This window comes from Streptomyces sp. NPDC051740, from assembly GCF_044453165.1.
Taxonomy (GTDB): Bacteria; Actinomycetota; Actinomycetes; order Streptomycetales; family Streptomycetaceae; genus Streptomyces; species Streptomyces atrovirens.
Window position 1 is genome coordinate 149292 of the sequence record NZ_JBITCL010000011.1, and the last position, 18387, is coordinate 167678.

Here is an 18387-nt window from a genome sequence, read left to right on the forward strand (position 1 = left end):
GCGAGTGAGCGGTATCCGTCCGGTTTTGTCTGATGAGTCACGTACGGACGTCGGCCGCGCGGGTGACGTCCTCACCTGCCGGGCTCGTCATGTACAGCATCTTCTCGTCGCCCGGAAGGGCGAACGAGCCGGCGGTGAGGTCCTCCGCGATACGGACCGCCCCGTGCAGGGGGTCCCCTTCGGCCATGATCCGCCGCGCCCCCGGCAGCCGCTCGGCCAGCTCCTCGTCCAGGGGGTCGAGCAGCACGGCACCCATCCGGAACAGACCACCGGTGAGACCGACCACGGGCTCGCCCGCCGCCGGGCACACGGCCGCGGCGGAGCCGGCCATGTGCCGGGCCGCGGCCCGCAGCACCGCCACGGCGACGGGATCACCGTCGGACGCGCACTCGCCCACCCGGGGAGCGAAGGAGGCGAGCACGGCCGGCCGGTCGGTCCGCGGATACAGCCGGCCGGGCAGCCCGGCCGCCGGGCCGAACAGGTCCTCGGCGCTCGCCAGCAGCCGCGCGGAGCCGCCCTCCCGCCCGTCGTGCGCGCGCAGCGCCGCCTCCAGCCCGGCCCGTCCGATCCAGGCGCCGCCGCCGCAGTCGCCCAGCAGGTGCCCCCAGCCGTCCGCCCGGCGCCAGCCGGTCAGATCGGTGCCGACCGCGATCACCCCCGTACCGGCGGCGATCACGGCACCGGGCCGCGCCCCGAGGGCACCGACGTACGCGGTGACGGCGTCGGCGGCCAGCACCACCCGCCGCACACCCAGCTCACGGCCGAGCGCCCCCGGCAGCTCCGCGCGCAGCGCGTCTCCCAGACTGGCCAGCCCGGCGGCCCCGACGACGGCCGCCTCCACCCCCTCGACCCCGGCCTCCGCGCACAGGGCCCGCGCCATCGGGACCAGCTGCTCCATGAGGTGCCCCGGGTCGAGGCCCCGGGTCCCCGTCCGCACCGGTTCCCCGGAGGCGCCCCGGGCCAGTGGCCCGCGCCCGCCGGCCCCGACGACGACCCGCAGACCGGAGCCCCCGGAGTCCACGGCGAGGAAACCGGGCCCGGTCACGGCAGGCGCCAGTCCACCGGTTGGCCGCCCTGGCGGATCAGCAGGTCGTTGGCCCGGCTGAACGGGCGGGAGCCGAAGAAACCGCGGTCGGCGGACATCGGCGACGGGTGGGCCGACTCCACCGCGGGCAGATCGCCCAGCAGGGGACGGCAGTTGCGGGCGTCCCGTCCCCACAGGATGGAGACCAGGGGCTTGCCCCGGCCGGCCAGGGCCCGTATCGCCTGCTCGGTGACCTCCTCCCAGCCCTTGCCGCGGTGGGCGCCCGGCTTGCGCGGGGCCGTCGTCAGCGCCCTGTTGAGCAGCAGCACGCCCTGCTGGGACCACGGCGTGAGGTCACCGTTCGACGGCTGGGGCAGTCCCAGGTCGGTGTTCAGCTCCCGGAAGATGTTGATGAGGCTGCCCGGCAGCGGCCGCACCTCGGGCGCGACCGAGAACGACAGTCCCACCGCGTGTCCCGGTGTGGGGTACGGGTCCTGCCCGACGATCAGAACGCGTACCTCGTCGAAGGGCTGCTGGAAGGCGCGCAGGACGTTCGCTCCGGCCGGGAGGTAGGTGCGTCCCGCGGCGATCTCCGCGCGCAGGAAGTCCCCCATTCCGGCGATCCGTTCGGCCACCGGCTCCAGGGCCTTCGCCCAGCCCGCTTCGACGATTTCATTCAAGGGTCGTGGTGCCACGGGCGTCACCTTACTGCCGTGACGGCGGCGGAGATCAACCAGTGGCCAGGACCGGACGGGGCCCTCATACGGCTCATGTGGTTCATGTGGTTCATGCGACGACCGCAGCCCGTACGCACAGCACGTCCGGCAGGTGCGACGCCAACTGCCGCCAGCTGTCGCCGTCGTCGGCGGACGCGTACACCTCGCCGTTGCGGTTGCCGAAGTAGACGCCCGCCGGGTCCGCGCCGTCGTGGCACATCGCGTCGCGCAGCACCGTGCCGTAGTGGTCCTCCCGCGGCAGCCCCGCCGTGAGCGGCTCCCAGCTCCTGCCCGCGTCCGCCGTCCGGAAGACCCGGCAGCGCCGGTCGGCCGGCACCCGGTCGGAGTCGGCGTTGATCGGGAACACGTACGCCGTGTCACCGCGACGGGGATGGGCCACCACCGTGAAGCCGAACGTCGACGGCAGGCCCTCGCCGATGTCCGTCCAGCTTCCGCCCGCGTCGTCGCTGCGGTACACACCCCAGTGGTTCTGCAGGTACAGCCGGTCCGGGTTCGCCGCGTCCCGGGCGACCTTGTGCACGCACTGCCCGAACTCCGGATTCGGGTCCGGCAGGAACACCGCGGACACCCCGGAGTTGGACGGGACCCAGCTCGCGCCGCCGTCCAGGGTGCGGAACACGCCCGCCGCCGAGACGGCCACCGTCACGGCGCGCGGATCACAGACGTCGGTCAGCACGGTGTGCAGCCCCTCACCACCGCCGCCGGGGACCCACTTCGCCCGCGTGGGGTGCTCCCACAGCGGCCGGACCAGTTCGAAGGTCTCCCCGCGGTCCTCCGAGCGGTACAGCGCGGCCGGTTCCGTCCCCGCGTACACCACGTCCGGTTCGGCCTCGGACGGGTGCAGCTGCCAGACCCGCTCCAGCGAAGCCCCCGTGTCCTCGGGGAACCTGACGGCGGGCCGGGCCGGTTCGGTCCAGCTTCGGCCGAGGTCGTCGGAGTGGAACACCGAGGGGCCCCAGTGCGCGCTGTCCCCGCCGGCCAGCAGCCGCGGGCTCGCGCCACGGGTGTCGATGGCGATCGAGTACACGGCCTGCGCGTTGAAGTAGGGACTTTCGTCGAACTCCCAGGTGTCACCTCGCCGGCGCCCGATGAACAGGCCCTTTCGGGTGCCCACGGCGAGCAGTACCTCGGTCATGCCGATCACCTCCGCGACGTCTTCGTCGACGCCCTCGATCCAGGACACCGGCCAGTCTGCACCCCACCACTGACAGTCACCCCCCGGATCGGCGTCGTCGCAGGTCAGGTCCTGTGCGGGCGGGTACGGGGACGCCCGTGTGCGGTGGCCGGACGGCGGGGTCAGCCGCCGTCCGGCAGCGCGCGGCCGAGGATCGCGTCCAGGCCGGCCGACGCGGGCAGGGTGCCGAAGGCGTGTCCCCGGTCGCCGCCCAGCCGCGTCGCGCAGAAGGCGTCGGCGACGGCGGGCGGGGCGTGCCGGACGAAGAGGGAACTCGGGCGGCTCGGGGAGGGCTTCGGCGTCGGCGGGTCCACGCTCCGCGCGGCGCTCAGCCGGATGGTTGCCGCTGATGACCTGCGGAGTACGGACGTCGGCTACCGGTTCAGCGACCGGCTGCTCGAACGTCAGCGCCACCAGGGCGAGTCAGTGAAGCCGCGCACGCGCGAGCGGGACGGCGATCGGGAGCTGGTGGTGATCATCGCAACGGGCAGAACCCCGCCGAACGCGCGGACCTTCGCACCCCGTTAGCCGCCCTCCGGCTCGCCGAACTCCGCGAGGGCGGTGCGGCTGCGTCCTGCCCATGCGGAGTACCGGCGTGAGCTGACGGGGGAGGTGCGTGAAGTCGTACAGGGGCCGGTCAGCCGTGCGAGACGCCGCACGGGACGTCTCGTACGGCCGCTGCCCGTGGGGGGTTACTTGTAGGTGATGTCGGACGACGAGTACTTGCAGTACGTGCTGTCGGGGCCCGAGCCGTTGCTGCTCGGCTCGTCACCGTCGTCGTTGCCGATGTACTTCTGGCAGGGGACGATCTTCTTGCTGCTGTCCCCGATGATCGTGATGTTCCGCAGGGTCGCGCTGTCGCCGTAGTTGGTGTTGATGCCGGCGAGCCTGCTGCCCTTCCAGTTCACCTCGATGGTGTTGAGGTTGATCGTCCGCTTGTACTGGGTGGAGCAGTTGCCGCAGGAGCGGACGAAGGTGCCGAAGTTCTTGACCGCGAAGTTCGACACGTTCAGCGTTCCGGCGCCGTTGAACTGGAACACCTTGTCGCTGGCTTCCTTGGCGCCGCCGCCGCTGACGGTGTAGACCGACCCCGACGACGTGCCCTTGAACGTGGCGGCGTCCTCGCCGACGTCCTCCCACCAGACGTTCTGCAGCGTGCAGGAGCCCTTGCAGTGGATGCCGTCGGCGGCGGGGGCGCCCAGGATGACGTTCTTCAGGACCGCGCCGTTCGCCAGCTCCAGGATCGGGCCCTGGTCCTCGTCCTGGCTGCCGGAGCCCAGGTCGCCGGTGCCGTACAGGCGCTTCATCCCGTAGTCCGTGGTGCCGGACAGGGAGATGGTGGAGGAGACGCCCTGGCTGCCGTTGGCGGTCGGCCAGGTGGCGGCGCTCGCCGGGGAGGCGCCGGTAGTCATGACCATGCCAATCGAGAGGCCCAGGGTGGCGAGTGCGCCCGTCAGTGCGCGGGCATGTGGTCGTTTCGCGGAAGTCATGTCGTTCCTTCTGTCGTGGTGTGGGGGTGCGAGCCAGGTACGTGAACGACGTTCGTGATGGTGCGCGGCATGCCCGGTTCGTTGACGTGAGCGGGTCACGCTGCTGAACGGGAAACGTATGGGGTAAGCGCTTTCTAGTCAACGCCTCGCGGCGATCACATTCGGCCAGGAAAGGCCGACGCCGGTGGCCCGGGGCGCGAAGGGCACCCCGGGCCACCGGCGCGGTGGCGGTGCGGGCTCAGACCGAGCGGTGGTACTGGTCCGGCACGTGGACCTCGCCACCCAGTTCGCGGGCCGCGTGCCGGGCCCACGAGGGGTTGCGGAGCAGCTCGCGGCCGAGGAGCACCGCGTCCGCCTCGCCGTTGGCCACGATCTTCTCCGCCTGCTCGGCGTCGGTGATCAGTCCCACGGCGGCGACCGGCATCGGCGTCTCGCTCCGCACCCGCGCGGCGAAGGGAACCTGGTAGCCCGGCCCGGTCGGGATGCGGACGCCGGAGGCGTTGCCGCCGGTGGAGACGTCGAGCAGGTCGATGCCGTGGGCGTGCAGCTCGGAGGCGAAGCGGACGGTGTCGTCCGGGGTCCAGCCGGACTCCTCCAGCCACTCCGTGGCCGAAACGCGGAAGAACAGCGGCTTGTCGTCCGGCCACTCCTCGCGCACGGCGTCCACCACCTCGAGCGCGAACCGCGTCCGGTTCTCGTACGAGCCGCCGTAGGCGTCGGTGCGGTGGTTGGAGTGCGGGGACAGGAACTCGTTGATCAGGTAGCCGTGGGCGCCGTGGATCTCGGCGATCTCGAACCCGGCGGCGAGCGCGCGGCGCGCGGCGGCGCGGAACTGTTCGACGATCTCATGGATCTGTTCGACGGACAGCTCGTCCGGCACCGGGTGCCGCTCGTCGAAGGCGACCGCGCTCGGAGCCACCGGCTGCCAGCCGTGGGCGTCCGGCCCGGCGGGCGCGCCGCCCTTCCAGGGCCGCTCGGTCGACGCCTTGCGTCCGGCGTGCGCGAGCTGGACGGCGGGGACGGTGCCCTGCGACACGAGGAAGCGGGTGATCCGGCGGAACGCCTCCACCTGGGTGTCGTTCCAGATGCCGAGGTCGTACGGGGAGATCCGGCCCTCCGGTGACACGGCGGTGGCCTCGACGACGATCAGGCCCGTGCCGCCGGCCGCGCGGGCCGCGTAGTGCGCGAAGTGCCAGTCTCCGGGCGCGCCGGTCCCGGGCCCCTCGGGCGCGGCCGAGTACTGGCACATCGGCGGCATCCACACCCGGTTGGGGATGGTCACGTCGCGCAGGGTGTAGGGCTGGAACAGCGTGCTCACGGCGGGCTCCGTTCGGCGGGGACCAGGGGAGGGGTCGGCTCGTACGATAGGCATCGTAGTACGGGAGATGTCAAACTACGATGCCTTTCGTACAATGAGGTTTCCCGGACCGCACCTGGAGCCGCCGTGACGACCGCCGCCCCCGCACCCAGCAGCCGCGATCTGCCGCATCCGGCGCGCGAGGAGATCCGGCTGGAGGGCGTGCTGCACGCGCTCTCCGACCCGGTACGGCTGCGGATCGTCCGCGAACTCGCCGCCGAGGATGTCGAGCTGACCTGCTCGCAGTTCGACCTGCCGGTCACCAAGTCCACCACCACGCACCACTTCCGGGTGCTGCGCGAGAGCGGCGTGATCCGGCAGATCTACGAGGGCACCGCCAAGATGAACGGCCTGCGCCGGTCCGACCTGGACGACCTCTTCCCGGGCCTCCTCGACTGCCTGCTCACCGCCGCCGCCCACCAGTCCCTTCGCCAGGACACCGGCTGACCCGGCCACCGCCCGGCGGCTCGCCCACCGGCACCCCGGCCCGCTGCCGGCCGCCCGCCTGGCGTGCGGGTTTCCGCCCGGGACGATCGCTCGTCGGTGCGTGCGGGAACCGGGGCTCTCGGGAGGTGGCGCCTGTCGGCGTGCGGGGGTCCGCCTGACGGGGCAGTGCCCACCGGAGTCCGGTCCGCCCGGCGTCGAGGACCGGCGCGCTCTTTGTTGCCAGAGGCCGCGTGGGCCGTTGCCGGCTGTGTGCGGGGGCAGGTCCGGGGGCGAGCTCGCCGGTGGCCGTGGCGGCCCGGGATCCCGCGCGGTGGCGTCCGTGCGAGTGCGGGCGTACGGCGGGCATGCCGCGGGCGTCGGAGAGCACCGGCGCGGGGTCCACGCGCGTGCGGGCGTGCGCGTGGCGGAGTCCGGCTCCCGGCGGCACCGGCCGGGCCCGCTCCAGCGGGCCGGCGGTCGTCCGTGACCCCGGCGCGGTCACGGGCCGGCCGCGCGGGCCGCGGCCAGGAGGGATTCCCAGTCGGGGAGTTTGACGGTGCTCCGGCCCAGGGAGGCGCCCAGTTCCGCCTCGGCGTGTTCGATCGCCTGCCAGCCCGTCCACGCGACCGGTTCGACGCCCTCGGCCCGCAGTGCCGCCAGCGGGTCGCCGGGGAGGTCGCGGTCCGTGAGGAAGGGCGCGTCCCGCAGCAGGGAGGTCACCGTCTCCTTCGCACAGGGCCGGTTGGTGCCGATGACGCCCGTCGGGCCCCGTTTGATCCAGCCCGCCACGTACTCGCCCGGAGCGACGGCGCCCTCCCGCAGCACCCGCCCGGCGAGATGCGGAACCGTACCGCCGGCCGCGTCGAACGGCAGCCCCTCCAACCGCACCCCGCGGTACCCCACCGAGCGCAGCACCAACTGCGTCTCGACGTCCTCGAACCGCCCCGTGCCCGTGACGCCGCCGTGTCCGTCCGGCACCGTCCGCTCGAAACGCACCGCGCCCACCCTGCCCTCCCGGGCGATCAGTTCGGCCGGACGGAGGAAGAAGCGCAGCCGGATCAGCCGCCGGGCGCCCGGCACCGGCGCCCCGGCCCAGCCGCGCAGCACCTCGACGTTGCGGCGCTGTGGGGCGGGCAGCGCGGACGGGTCCGTGTACGCGGGGTCCTGGGCCGCCTCGGCCGGGTCCACGGAGAGGCCGGTGTCCGGCAGGGTCCCCAGTTCGCGCAGCTCCTTGGTGGTGAAGCGGGCCTGGGACGGGCCGCGCCGGCCCACCATGTGGACGCGGTCCACCCGGCTCGACGCGAGTGCGGTCAGGGCCGCGTGCGGCATGTCGGTCGGACTCAGCTCCGTAGCGTCCCGGGCCAGCATGCGCGTCACGTCCACGGCGACGTTCCCCATCCCGATGACCACCGCCGACCGCACCCCGCGCAGGAAACCGTCGTCGACGGCGTCCGGATGCGCGCTGTACCAGGACACGAACTCCGTCGCCGACCAACTGCCCGGCAGCTCCTCGCCCGGGATGCCCAGCCGCCGGTCCGTGGCGGCGCCCACGCAGTACACCACCGCGTGGTAGAGCTCCCGCAGCCGCGCGACCGGCACCCCGCCCGGCCCGACCGGCACCCCGCCGAGGAAGCGCACGCGCTCGTGCTCCAGGACCGCGCGGAGGGTGTTCTGCAGGGACTTGATCTTCTCGTGGTCCGGCGCCACGCCGTAGCGGACCAGGCCGTACGGACACGGCAGCCGGTCCAGGACGTCCACGCGCACCCGGGCGTCCTGCTGGACGAGGCTCTGGGCGGTGTAGCACCCGCTCGGCCCGGAACCGATGACGGCGACACGCAGCACGGCGGAACTCCTCACCCCGGGGGATCGACAGGAGATCGCTGATGCCTCCAGCATGGCACCGTCCGCGCTCCGCTGACAGGGTGCCGTCCACCGCCCGGGGCGCGTGTTCTACCGAGGGAAACTGATCACGCGGTTACGTTGCGTGTGTGTTCGAGGCATCTTTTCTTCATCTTTCCGATCGCTCTCCGGCGGAGGGTGCGGTGTCCGTGCGGCCCGCGTGGGAGGTGCGGGAGGGGGAGCGGGCGACCCGGTGGCTCCATGTGCGGCTGGCCTTCGACGACGGGGCCCGCATCGACGCGCTGGCGACGGTGTGCGAGGGGTGGGTCTGCGTCGAGGACGTACGGGCCCGGCCCGCGCTGGCCCTGGAGGACCTCGCCCTGTTCGCCGACTGGATCGAGGCGCCGCTGGCGCGGGCCTGCGGCGCCGAGCCCGAGCCGGGTCCCGGCGACGAAACCGGTAGGGGCGCGCACCGGGAGCGGCCCGACCGGCCGAAGGGGCCGCAGGAGCACGGTCTCGTGGCGGGGGTGTACCGCGCGGCGCAGGAGCGGGGAGCCGATCCGGTCCTCGCCGTGATGGACGAGACCGGGTACAGCCGGCGCGGTGCGCTCAGGCTCATCGGCCGGACGCGCGACGCGGGACTGCTGCCCTCGCGGCACGTCCGGCGCTGAGCCGCCCCGTCGGGCGCCGGGCCGCCCCGTCGGGCGCCGGTCGCCGTCACGGCGTGCCGCGCTCCGTCACATCAGGTCGCGCATCCGGCTGATCTCGCTGGTCTGCTGGGCCACCACGTCGTCCGCCATCTCCTCCATCCGGATGTTGTTGCCCTGCCCCTTCAGCTCGGTGGACATGGTGATCGCCCCCTGGTGATGCGTGATCATCAGGGTGAGGAAGAGCTGGTCGAAGGCCTTGCCGTCGGCCGCGCGCAGTTGCTTCAGCTGGGCCTGTGTGGCCATTCCGGGCATCGTCGCGTGGTCGTGCCCGTGCCCGTCGTCCTGCTCCGCCTTGTCGTGGCCCTTCAGCCAGCCCTTCATCGCCTTGATCTCCGGCTGCTGTGCGGCGGCGATGCGCTCGGCCAGCTTGACGATCTTCGACGACTCGGCGCGGTCCGGCACCAGTTCGGTCATCTCCAGGGCCTGCGCGTGGTGCTGGATCATCATCCGGGCGTAGGACACGTCCGCCGAATTGGGGGAGTCGTCCTCGACGCGCTGCCGCTCCGCCTCCTCGGCCGACAGGGTCCGGTTGGCCTCCCCGGGCTCACCCGGCGCGATGACCGAAGGCCCGGCGGCGGCCGACCCGGTGTCGTCCGTGCCGGAGTCGCAGCCCACGAGCCCGAGTACGGCCAGAGCGGTCAGCCCGGCCGCGACGAGGGACACGCGTGACGCACGGCGGTAGTGCACAAGGACCTCCTGTGGCAGGGGGGTTGCAGGACACCTCGTGAGTGTCGACGACCGTCCTAGCACGCTTCCGCGCGTCAGTGATCAAAAAACTTCATTGCAAGTGTGTTGCCCCCTGTTGGTATGTGCATGCCCACGACGATACTGCCGGTGCGAAAACCGTTCCGACGTGAACGGAACCAGGGAGGAAAACAGTGATCCTGTTGAGCGTTTCCCGAACCCGGCGCAGACGACTGGGAGTCGCCGCGGCGGCCGGCGGACTGCTGGCCGCGCTGCTCACCGCCGCGCCGGCCGCGGCGATCCCCGACCCCGGGGACTCGCCGGCCGCCGAGAAGGAGGTCTCGCGCAGTGCCCGGGCCGAGGCGCGCGAGGCCGTCCAAAGCGGGGAGATACCCGGCCAGGACGAGGTCGTCCACTCCGACAACATCCGGCACGTGGCCAACATCCCCAAGGACGCGCTGTCCGGCACCAACTCGGACCTGGCCTTCCAGGGCCGGTACGCCTTCGCGGGCAACTACGACGGCTTCCGCATCTTCGACATCAGCAACCCGAAGGCGCCGAAGACGGTGGCCCAGGTGCTGTGCCCCGGCTCGCAGAACGACATCTCCGTCTCCGGCGACCTGCTGTTCCTGTCCACCGACTCCTCGCGCAGCGACAGCAGTTGCAACAGCACCACCCAGCCGGCGACCGAGAAGTCCTCGTGGGAGGGCATGAAGGTCTTCGACATCAGCGACAAGCGGAACCCGCGCTATGTCGCCGCCGTCGAGACCGCCTGCGGCTCGCACACCCACACGCTGGTGCCCGAGCGCAAGAACGTCTACGTCTACGTCTCGTCGTACTCGCCGAACGCGGCCTACCCCGACTGCCAGCCGCCGCACGACGGCATCTCGGTGATCAAGGTGCCGCGCAAGGCCCCGCACGAGGCGGCGCTGGTCGGCTTCCCGGTGCTGTTCCCGGGTGAGGGCCCGGACGGCGGCGGCAACCCCGGCGGGCCCACCAACCCGGGTGTCTCCAAGACCACCGGCTGCCACGACATCACCGTGCTGCCGTCGAAGGACCTGGCCGCCGGCGCCTGCATGGGCGACGGCATCCTGTTCTCCATCAAGGACCCCGAGCGGCCCAAGGTGATCGACCGGGTGCAGGACAACGTCAACTTCGCGTTCTGGCACTCGGCGACCTTCAACCAGAAGGCGAACAAGGTCGTCTTCACCGACGAGCTGGGCGGCGGTGGCGGCGCCACCTGCAACGCGGAGATCGGCCCGAACCGCGGCGCGGACGGCATCTACGACATCGTCGGCAAGGGCGACCGGCAGAAGCTGGTCTTCCGCAGCTACTTCAAGATCCCCCGCCACCAGGCGGACACCGAGAACTGCGTGGCCCACAACGGCTCGCTGATCCCGGTCAAGGGCAAGGACCTGATGGTCCAGGCCTGGTACCAGGGCGGCGTCTCCGTCTGGGACTTCACCGACTCCTCGAAGCCGAAGGAGATCGCCTACTTCGAGCGCGGCCCGATCTCCACGGACCATCTCGTCACCGGCGGCTCCTGGTCGGCGTACTACTACAACGGCTACATCTACTCGAACGACATCGCCAAGGGCTTCGACGTCCTGAAGATCGACGACCGGCGTACGGACCCGGCCCGCCGGGTCCACCTGCGTGAGCTCAACACGCAGACCCAGCCGGACTACTTCGACTGAGCGTCCGGCTCCGTCGCGAAGAACCGGGCCATGTCCGCCCGGTCCTTCCCACACGTCCCGCCGGGCACCTCGGTGTCCGGCGGGACGCCCATCTCCCAGTCGAGCCGGTAGCGCTTGAACAGCTCCGCGCGCAGCACCGGGACCGGCATGGGCGCGCCCGGCATCAGCGCCGCGTACACGGCACCCATCAGCAGGGCGCGCAGCATCGGATAGTCCGTGTCGACGTCGTGGGAGCCGTGCCGGGCGACGGTGTCGCCGAGCAGCTCCGCCAGCCGCCGCTGCTCGGGACAGGGCAGGAAACCCTCGGCCTGCAGCAGTCCGGCCATGTGCTGGCGCATCAGGATCGGCCGGTCCCGCGCCAGGCCCAGGATCGCGTCGATGGCCCGTGCCATCCGCTCCCGGCCGTCCTCGGTGTGCGGCTCCCGCTCCAGGGCCTCCTCCAGGGTGCGGTGCATCAGCCGGTGCACGGCGGACTGCACGAGCCGGCGCTTTCCCGGGAAGTAGTACGACACCAGGCCCCGCGCGGAGCCCGCCCGGTCGGCGATGTCACCCAGCGTCGTGGCCTCGTACCCGTGCTCGTCGACCAACTCCACGGCGGCGTGCAGGAGCCGCTCCTTCGAACGCCTCCGCAACTCTTCATTGACCAGGGCGCTGCGCGGGGACATGCTGGACTCCTGCGTTGACTGGCTGACAGCCAACTATACTCAGCGCGTCCGGTGAGGCCCCTTGGCGGGCCTCTCCGGGTTGCCGTTCACCTCGGGCGACGCGGGGGATCGTCCGAGGTGAACGGTCTTGTTCGCGGCGAGAGCGTCCTCGGGCCACCGGTCCGGGGGTGCCCGGGATCACCGGTGCGCCGGACACCGCCGCCGGTGGACCGCCACGGCCACCGCCACCACCAGGGCGCCGATCAGCCAGCCGCCGAGGACGTCCGTGGGCCAGTGGACGCCGAGCCAGACCCGGGTGAGGCCGACACCGGTCACCGAGAGGACCGCCACGGCCAGCGCCGTACGCCACAGGACGCGGCCCACTCCATGACGGTGCAGCAGCCACAGCAGCAGGCCGCAGACGACCGTCGCGGTCATGGCGTGCCCCGACGGGAACGCCGCGTAGTGCGCGGAGTCCACCGGGTCGGGCCAGACCGGGCGGGCGCGGTCCAGCGCGGCCTTCAGTCCCTGCTGCACCGCCGTTCCGACGGCGACCGTGAGCACCAGCCAGAGCGCCGTCCAGGGGGCCGCGTACCGCCGGACGAGCAGCACCGCCGCCACACCGCACAGCACCCGCATCGTCCACGGGTCCCAGACCCAGTCCGTCAGGATGCGGGACGTCTGCGTCAGCCCCCGCTCCTCGACCGCCCAGCGGTGAGTGGTGCGGGCGACGTCGGCGTCCAGTTCGAGCAACGGGCGCCACTCGACGCCGACCAGGGTCAGCAGCAGCGCCGAGCACAGCGCGAGCGCTCCGGTGAACAGGGCGGCCGGGCGGTGCTCCGGTGGGCTGGGCGGGGATTCGGTGTGGGGGGTGTGCATGAGGCGATCCTCTCCGAACGCCGGCGTCCGGGGCCAGTTCCCCACCTCCGGCCTCTTCAGGGTCCGCGCCGGCCGGGGGCGCTTGCGTGGTGTCCGGCGTGAGTGTGGGCTGGACGGGGGCGTTGCGCAGCCCGGCGTTTGCGGGGTGCCTCCCCCACTCTCGGCTCCGCTCGAGCGGGAGGGACCCCCATGAGCGGGAGGTGCCCCCACCGCCCACCCTCCCCCACTCTCGGCTCCACTCGAGCGGGGGGACCCCCATCGCCCTGGGGGTACCTCCCAGGCCTTCAAGGCGCTGGGGGAGGCACGACTGCCCGCGGGAACGGGCGGCATGCGGCTGCCCGCGGAGGGCGGGGGCGCTGCTGCCTGCGGGAACGTGGCGCGGCGCTCGGGCCCGGGCTAGCCGAGTGCCCGCAGTCCCGGTACGAACGCCACCAGTACCGGGAGCACCGGGACCAGCGACGCCACCGCCGTGAGTCGTAGGCGGTGTCCCGCGGTGAGTCGGTTCGGGGGAGTGAGCAGGCGGCGCACCCGGGCCGGGACGTGGGCCTGCGGGGTCGGGCAGGGGCCGCCGAACACCCCGCGGTGTTCATTGAGTTCCACCAGTGCGAGGGCCGTGGTCAGCCGGCCGAAGCGGCGGGACGCCATGTCGTCGGCGGCGAGTTCGACCAGCCGGTGCATCTCGTCGCGGAACGCCGCGAACACCGGCACCTGCGGGAAACCGCCCGCCAGCGCGGAGGAGCAGTGCAGCAGCCAGTCGTGCCGGGCCTGCGCGTGCCCCCGCTCATGGGCGAGGACGGCGTCCAGCTGCCTGCCCTTCAGCCGGCGCAGCGCGGCCGTGGTGACGACCAGTCGGGGCGGGGTGCCGGGCAGCCACCAGGCGTCGGGCCGCTCGCCCTCCAGGACCACGAGCCGGTCGGAGCCCGGCCGCTCCCCGGGCAGCAGCGGTGCCCGCACCCGCAGTTCGGCGCGGCGTGCCCGACGCCGGCCACGGGCCCGTACGACCTCCCGGACCAGCATCGCCGCGCTCCACAGCCCGCCGCACGCCAGCGCCACCGCGGTGGTCTGCGCCCAGAGCCCCGCCGTACCGAGCGCGTACGCCTCCACGACCGCACGGGGCGCGGTGGCGAACACATGGCCGCCCACCGCCCGCCAGGCGGCCGCCGCGCTGAACGTCATCGACAGCGCGCAGCACAGCAGCACCGCCGCGATCACGCACTGCCACGCCCACAGCGCCACCACCGGTTCACGGTCCGGCCAGTCGGCCCGGGCGAGCAGCCGGGGACCCATGACAGCGGTCAGGACGCCGAGCAGCAGCAGTGCCGCGGGGAGGATCATGTGTGCAGCCTATGAGCGGGGGCCGCCCGAGGACACGGACGGACGCACCGAAGTGACGCAGGCAACGGCCGCCGCCGCGCCGTGTGTCCCGCCCTCACATCGTCAGCAGCATCGCCACCATCGCGATCCCCATGGACAGCCGGCAGGCCCGCGCCAGTTCCGGCCGGTCACCCCATCCCGCACCCCGGCCGTCCCCCGTCACGGCGGCCACGGGCACCAGTCGTACGCCGGTGACGAGCACGTACGCGACGAAGTAGAGCAGCAGGGCCCCGGTCAGCAGGGGTATGCCCGAGCCGCCGTGCCCGTGTCCGGGCCCCTGCCCGGTGGAGGCGGCCATGGTCACCGCCATGTACACCATCGCCCCGGCGCCGATCAGATGGTGCAGATGGCGCGCGCCGGTGCGGGCCGCCCACAGCGTGTGCAGTCCGGCCGCGCCGAACACCACCGCGAGGGCCGGCCAGGCCCACGCCGGCGGGGTGAACACCGCCGCGGGCACGGCCATCACGGCCATGCCGAAGCCCATGAGCGCCTCGCCGCCCGCGGCGCGACGCTGCTCCACCACATGGCTGCGCATGCGCAGCAGACAGTAGGCGCCGGTCGCCGCGCAGAGCGCGACCAGCAGCCAGCCGGACGACACCGGTCCGTGCACCCGGACCTCCCCTCGGCCCGCTCGACGGTCGGTCATGGCATGCCCGGTCCCGGCGACGGACACCCGAGCGCACGGGAGTGCGGGGGGAGCGCCCGGGGGAGCGCGGCGGACCCACGCATACGTTTCACAGGTAAAATACCTGCTAACCTTATTTCTCATGAGCAGTGCGACCTCCACCCCCACAGCCCCGCAGGCAGTCCGGCGCCTCCCGCTCGCCGCCGCGCTGCGCCTCGGGCGGCCCTCCGACATCTGGTTCAAGCCGGCCCTCAGCGTGGTCGCCGCGGTCGCACCGCCCAGCCTGCTCCTGGTGGCCCTCGGCCGGCTCGACCTCGCGATGTACACCATGGCGGGGTCCCTGTGCGCCCTCTACGCCCACAACCGCCCGTACGCCGCCCGCGCCAGGGTGCTGGCCTGGGTGGTGCTCGGCATGCTCGGCGGCCTCGCCGTGTCCCTGGTCGCCGCCTCCCTCACCGGGAACGCCGTGGTCCTGGTCACCGTCGGCGCCGTCCTGGCCGCCGTGCAGAAGGCGCTGTGCGACGCCACCCGCGTCGGCCCGCCCGGCCATGTGATCCTCACCTTCGTCAGCTCCGCCTCGCTGTTCGTGCCGCAGACCCTCGGACAGGTCCCCGGCCATCTCGCGCTCGCCGCCGCGGCCGGTGTCTGGGCCTACCTGGTGGGCATGGCGCCCGCCCCGCTCCGGCCGCACGGCCCCGAACGCCGCGCCACCGCCCAGGCGCTGAACGCCGCCGCCGCGTACGCCGGAACCAGCGGTGCCGGCGACGGTCACCCAGCGGCCCGCACCGCCGCCTACGCCGCCGTGCAGGCCGCCTGGCAGTCCCTGCTCTCCACCGGCGACCGGCCCTCCGCCACCCGCCGCGCCCTCGAACGGCTCGTCGTCCGCGCGGAGGTCGCGCTCGCCGCGCCCGCCGACGCCGACCCCGAACGCCTGCGCGCCTGGGCCGGCGCGCTGCGCGGCACCGGTGCCGTCCCGCGCACCGAGGACCCCCGTGCGGACGCCGGTGAACTCCTCGGCGTGGCCGCCGAGCGCGCCACCCCGCCGCGCCCCCTGTGGACCAGGCTCGGCCCGCTCACCCCGATCGCCGTCCGCACCGCCCTCGGCTGCGCCCTCGCCGGGTACGCCTCCCTCGCCCTCGGTATCGGCCGCCCCTACTGGGCCCTGGTCACCGCGGCCTCGCTCTACCAGGCCAACATCACCCTCACCTGGAGCCGGGCCGTCCAGCGCGTCGTCGGCAACCTCGCCGGCGTGCTGCTCTTCGCCGCCGTCGTCCCCGTCGCCCACCTCGGCCCGCTCGCCCTCGTGCTCTGCTGCCTGCTGTTCAACTTCGGCGCCGAGGCGCTCATCGGCCGCAACTACTGGCTCGGCACCGTCTGCGTGACCCCGCTCGCGCTGCTCGTCACCGAGTTCGCCGGCTACCAGCCGCCCGGCGACCTGATCACCGAGCGCGCGGTGGACACCCTCGTCGGTGCCCTGGTCGGCTTCGCCGCCGCCGTGGCCGTCACCAACCGGCGGGCGGGCGACCGCGTGGAGCGGGCGCTCACCACGGCCGACCGCGCGCGCGAGCACGCCGCGCGCCTGCTGGCCGGGCCCCGGCCCGCCCCCGCCGCCCTGGACGCCGCCCGCCGCGACCTCGCCGCCGCCCTGGTCGACCTGCGGGCCACCGCCGACGCCGCGTCCGGCGAGTGGTGGCAGCGCGCACCGGCCCAGGAGCGGGTCGTGCTCGCCGAGCAGTCGGGACACCGTACGCTCGCGGCGACGGTACGACGCCAGGGGCTGCTCCCGGACCCCGGCACGGGCACGAACACGGAGGACGTACGGCCATGACGGCGACCGAAGGACCAGCGGCGGCCGGCGGCGAGGGACCGGAGACGGCCGGCGGGGACGTGCCCGGCCGCTCGCGGGGCGACACCGTCGCCGCCGTCGTCCGGCAGTGGCGGGCCGTCCACCCCGGCCTCGACACCGGCCCGATGGAGGTCATCGGCCGCATCAACCGCTGCGCCGCCCTCCTCCAGCAGGCGGAGGACGCCCCGCTGCGCCGCGCCGGGCTGACCCGCCCGGAGTTCGACCTGCTGGGCGCGCTGCGCCGCACCGGCCACGAGCTGACGCCGAGCGAGCTGGCCCGCGAGACCTTCTCCTCGGGCGCCGCCGTCACCAAACGCCTCAAGCAGCTCACCGAACGCGCACTGGTGGAACGCCGCGGCGACACCCGTGACCGCAGGGTCGCCCACGTCCGCCTCACCGACTCCGGACGCGACCTGGTCGACGGCATCCTGCCCGCGCAGCTCGCCTACGAGACCGCCGTACTGTCCGGTCTGGACGGCCCGGAGCTCGGTGAGCTCGCCGCCCTGCTCGGCGAGCTGCTCGGCCAGCTGGAAGGACGCCTGGGCGCGCTGCGGGCGTGACGGCCGCGGGCCCGCCCCCGGCTCACCTCCCGTCCGCCGCCCGGTACACGCCGAACATCGCCCCCTGCGGGTCGCGGAGCACCGCGATGCGCGGACCCTCCGGGTGCGAGACGGGCTCCATCAGCACCGTGCCCTCCACCGTCGTGGTCGTCACCGCGGCGTCGTCCACGTCCTCCACGGCGAAGTACGGCAGCCAGTGCGCGGGAACCTCGTGCGGGAACTTCTCGTCCATCGTCACCATGCCGCCGAAGGCCGCGCCGTCGACGCCCCACTGCGGGTACCTCCGGGAGGCGTCCACGCTCCAGCCGAACACGCCGGTGTAGAACGACACGGCCTGCCGCGGCGCCCGTGTCATCAGCTCCACCCAGCCCAGGGAGCCGGGCACGTCGAACACCCCGGCGCCCGGGAAGGCATCCGCCTGCCACAGCTGGAAGACGGCGCCGGTGGGGTCGACGGCCACCGCGGAACGGCCCGCGTCGAACACGTCCGTCGGCCCGAGCAGCGCCTGCCCGCCCGCAGCCCCCACCGCGCGGAGGGCGGCATCGATGTCGGCCACCGCGAACGACACGTTCCAGGCCACCGGCTGCCCCTCCTGGTACAGCGGCGCCAGCGCGGCGACCGCCGCGTCACCCAGGTACGCGACGGTGTGGCCGCCCGACTCCCGACGCGGGTCCGTCTCGGTACGCCAGCCGAACAACCGCGTGTAGAACCGCCGGGCGGACTCCGGATCGGTGGTCCCCAGCTCGGCCCAGCAGGGCCCACCGGTCACCGGCGCGGACTGTTCCATGACGCTCCTTCCGTCCCTCACAGCACGCTAAGCCCGGCCCCCGGCCCAGGCCATCCGGCGCGAAACCGGCCGCGTGCCGCCTAGATGCCCGGCCGGTACCGCAGCGGGTGCTCGGCCGGGATCTCGACCAGCACGATCGGTGTGCCGTCCGGGTCGGCGATCCACATCTCGAGCAGGCCCCAAGGCTCCAGCACCGGCGGGCGGACGATGTCGACACCCTTGGCCGCCAGTTCCTCGTGCGCGACCGCGATGTCCTCGACCTGGAGCCACAGCCGTACGTCCGGGGACGAGGACGACACCGAGGAGGGGTCCGCGCGGCCCGAGAGCTCCAGGAACCCCCCGCCGAGGAAGTAGACGGTGCCGCGTTCCGGTCCGGTGCCGAACTCGCGGTGGACGGCGAGGCCCAGCCGCTCCCCGTAGAAGGCGCGGGAGCGGTCGGGATCGGTGGGGCGGAGCAGGACGCGGCTGCTCAGTACGTGCACCATGCGGCCGAGCGTAGTGGCCGGGTTAGTCTCGTTCCCGCCCGAGCCACGC

19 protein-coding genes and 1 pseudogene are annotated in these 18387 nt (G+C 73.4%); 6 read left to right on the forward strand and 14 right to left on the reverse strand.

Annotated features, from left to right (window positions below):
- Positions 1–37: 37 nt before the first annotated feature.
- The 4 genes from ACIA6T_RS20220 to ACIA6T_RS20235 all read right to left on the reverse strand — a co-directional run bounded on the left by ACIA6T_RS20220 (position 38) and on the right by ACIA6T_RS20235 (position 3249).
- A complete protein-coding gene (locus ACIA6T_RS20220; protein WP_399447841.1) occupies positions 38–1045 on the reverse strand; it encodes an N-acetylglucosamine kinase in 1008 nt (335 codons plus the stop codon).
- Positions 1042–1719, reverse strand: coding sequence for a uracil-DNA glycosylase (locus ACIA6T_RS20225; RefSeq protein WP_399447842.1), 678 nt, complete (start codon positions 1717–1719; stop codon positions 1042–1044). The genes ACIA6T_RS20220 and ACIA6T_RS20225 overlap by 4 nt, the downstream gene beginning before the upstream one ends.
- Before the next feature lie 91 nt (positions 1720–1810).
- Positions 1811–2896, reverse strand: coding sequence for a WD40/YVTN/BNR-like repeat-containing protein (locus ACIA6T_RS20230; RefSeq protein WP_399447930.1), 1086 nt, complete (start codon positions 2894–2896; stop codon positions 1811–1813).
- Positions 2897–3057: 161 nt separating this feature from the next.
- Entirely contained in the window at positions 3058–3249 is a 192-nt protein-coding gene (locus tag ACIA6T_RS20235) for a hypothetical protein (RefSeq protein ID WP_399447936.1), read from the reverse strand.
- Here ACIA6T_RS20235 and ACIA6T_RS20240 point away from each other — a divergent pair.
- Positions 3203–3580 (forward strand): annotated as a pseudogene (locus ACIA6T_RS20240) (PaaX domain-containing protein, C- domain protein); the annotation flags it as partial. The gene ACIA6T_RS20235 and the pseudogene ACIA6T_RS20240 overlap by 47 nt on opposite strands.
- A gap of 47 nt (positions 3581–3627) precedes the next feature.
- Here ACIA6T_RS20240 and ACIA6T_RS20245 read toward each other — a convergent pair.
- Together ACIA6T_RS20245 and ACIA6T_RS20250 are read right to left on the reverse strand one after the other, a co-directional pair.
- Entirely contained in the window at positions 3628–4425 is a 798-nt protein-coding gene (locus tag ACIA6T_RS20245) for a pectate lyase (RefSeq protein WP_399447843.1), read from the reverse strand.
- A gap of 238 nt (positions 4426–4663) precedes the next feature.
- Positions 4664–5743, reverse strand: a complete 1080-nt coding sequence (locus ACIA6T_RS20250; RefSeq protein ID WP_399447844.1) for an NADH:flavin oxidoreductase/NADH oxidase — start codon at positions 5741–5743, stop codon at positions 4664–4666.
- 126 nt (positions 5744–5869) lie between these two features.
- Here ACIA6T_RS20250 and ACIA6T_RS20255 point away from each other — a divergent pair, with 126 nt between their 5' ends.
- On the forward strand, positions 5870–6229 hold the full coding sequence (locus tag ACIA6T_RS20255; protein WP_399447845.1) for an ArsR/SmtB family transcription factor: 360 nt from the start codon (positions 5870–5872) through the stop codon (positions 6227–6229).
- A gap of 477 nt (positions 6230–6706) precedes the next feature.
- Here ACIA6T_RS20255 and ACIA6T_RS20260 read toward each other — a convergent pair whose 3' ends face one another.
- Positions 6707–8050, reverse strand: a complete 1344-nt coding sequence (locus tag ACIA6T_RS20260; RefSeq protein ID WP_399447846.1) for an FAD-dependent oxidoreductase — start codon at positions 8048–8050, stop codon at positions 6707–6709.
- Positions 8051–8250: 200 nt separating this feature from the next.
- On the opposite strand from ACIA6T_RS20260, the gene ACIA6T_RS20265 reads away from it, so the two are divergent.
- Positions 8251–8718, forward strand: coding sequence for a DUF6214 family protein (locus ACIA6T_RS20265; protein ID WP_399447847.1), 468 nt, complete (start codon positions 8251–8253; stop codon positions 8716–8718).
- Between the two features lie 66 nt (positions 8719–8784).
- Here the strand turns inward: ACIA6T_RS20265 and ACIA6T_RS20270 are convergent, their stop codons facing one another.
- Entirely contained in the window at positions 8785–9444 is a 660-nt protein-coding gene (locus ACIA6T_RS20270) for a DUF305 domain-containing protein (RefSeq protein ID WP_399447848.1), read from the reverse strand.
- Positions 9445–9635: 191 nt separating this feature from the next.
- Between ACIA6T_RS20270 and ACIA6T_RS20275 the strand changes: the two genes are divergently transcribed.
- Positions 9636–11138, forward strand: a complete 1503-nt coding sequence (locus tag ACIA6T_RS20275) for an LVIVD repeat-containing protein (protein ID WP_399447849.1) — start codon at positions 9636–9638, stop codon at positions 11136–11138.
- On the opposite strand, the gene ACIA6T_RS20280 is transcribed toward ACIA6T_RS20275, so the two are convergent.
- The 4 genes from ACIA6T_RS20280 to ACIA6T_RS20295 all read right to left on the reverse strand — a co-directional run bounded on the left by ACIA6T_RS20280 (position 11126) and on the right by ACIA6T_RS20295 (position 14645).
- Positions 11126–11803 carry a TetR/AcrR family transcriptional regulator gene (locus tag ACIA6T_RS20280; protein WP_399447850.1) on the reverse strand — a complete coding sequence of 226 codons (678 nt, stop codon included), beginning with the start codon at positions 11801–11803 and terminating at the stop codon, positions 11126–11128. The two genes, ACIA6T_RS20275 and ACIA6T_RS20280, sit on opposite strands and share 13 nt — an antisense overlap.
- Positions 11804–11980: 177 nt before the next feature.
- Positions 11981–12661, reverse strand: a complete 681-nt coding sequence (locus tag ACIA6T_RS20285; RefSeq protein ID WP_399447851.1) for a phosphatase PAP2 family protein — start codon at positions 12659–12661, stop codon at positions 11981–11983.
- Positions 12662–13057: 396 nt separating this feature from the next.
- Complete coding sequence (locus ACIA6T_RS20290) at positions 13058–13996, reverse strand: M56 family metallopeptidase (RefSeq protein WP_399447852.1); 939 nt, start codon at positions 13994–13996, stop codon at positions 13058–13060.
- A 94-nt stretch (positions 13997–14090) separates the two neighbouring features.
- Positions 14091–14645 (reverse strand): DUF5134 domain-containing protein, encoded by a 555-nt coding sequence (locus tag ACIA6T_RS20295; RefSeq protein ID WP_399447931.1) that lies wholly within the window; start codon positions 14643–14645, stop codon positions 14091–14093.
- 157 nt (positions 14646–14802) lie between these two features.
- On the opposite strand from ACIA6T_RS20295, the gene ACIA6T_RS20300 reads away from it, so the two are divergent.
- Positions 14803–16488 (forward strand): FUSC family protein, encoded by a 1686-nt coding sequence (locus tag ACIA6T_RS20300; protein WP_399447853.1) that lies wholly within the window; start codon positions 14803–14805, stop codon positions 16486–16488.
- Positions 16485–17066, forward strand: coding sequence for a MarR family winged helix-turn-helix transcriptional regulator (locus ACIA6T_RS20305; protein ID WP_399447854.1), 582 nt, complete (start codon positions 16485–16487; stop codon positions 17064–17066). Before ACIA6T_RS20300 ends, ACIA6T_RS20305 begins: the two co-directional genes overlap by 4 nt.
- A 22-nt stretch (positions 17067–17088) precedes the next feature.
- On the opposite strand, the gene ACIA6T_RS20310 is transcribed toward ACIA6T_RS20305, so the two are convergent.
- Both ACIA6T_RS20310 and ACIA6T_RS20315 read right to left on the reverse strand, forming a co-directional pair.
- A complete protein-coding gene (locus ACIA6T_RS20310; RefSeq protein WP_399447855.1) occupies positions 17089–17853 on the reverse strand; it encodes a VOC family protein in 765 nt (254 codons plus the stop codon).
- Between the two features lie 80 nt (positions 17854–17933).
- Positions 17934–18338 carry a VOC family protein gene (locus tag ACIA6T_RS20315; RefSeq protein WP_399447856.1) on the reverse strand — a complete coding sequence of 135 codons (405 nt, stop codon included), beginning with the start codon at positions 18336–18338 and terminating at the stop codon, positions 17934–17936.
- Between the last annotated feature and the right edge of the window lie 49 nt (positions 18339–18387).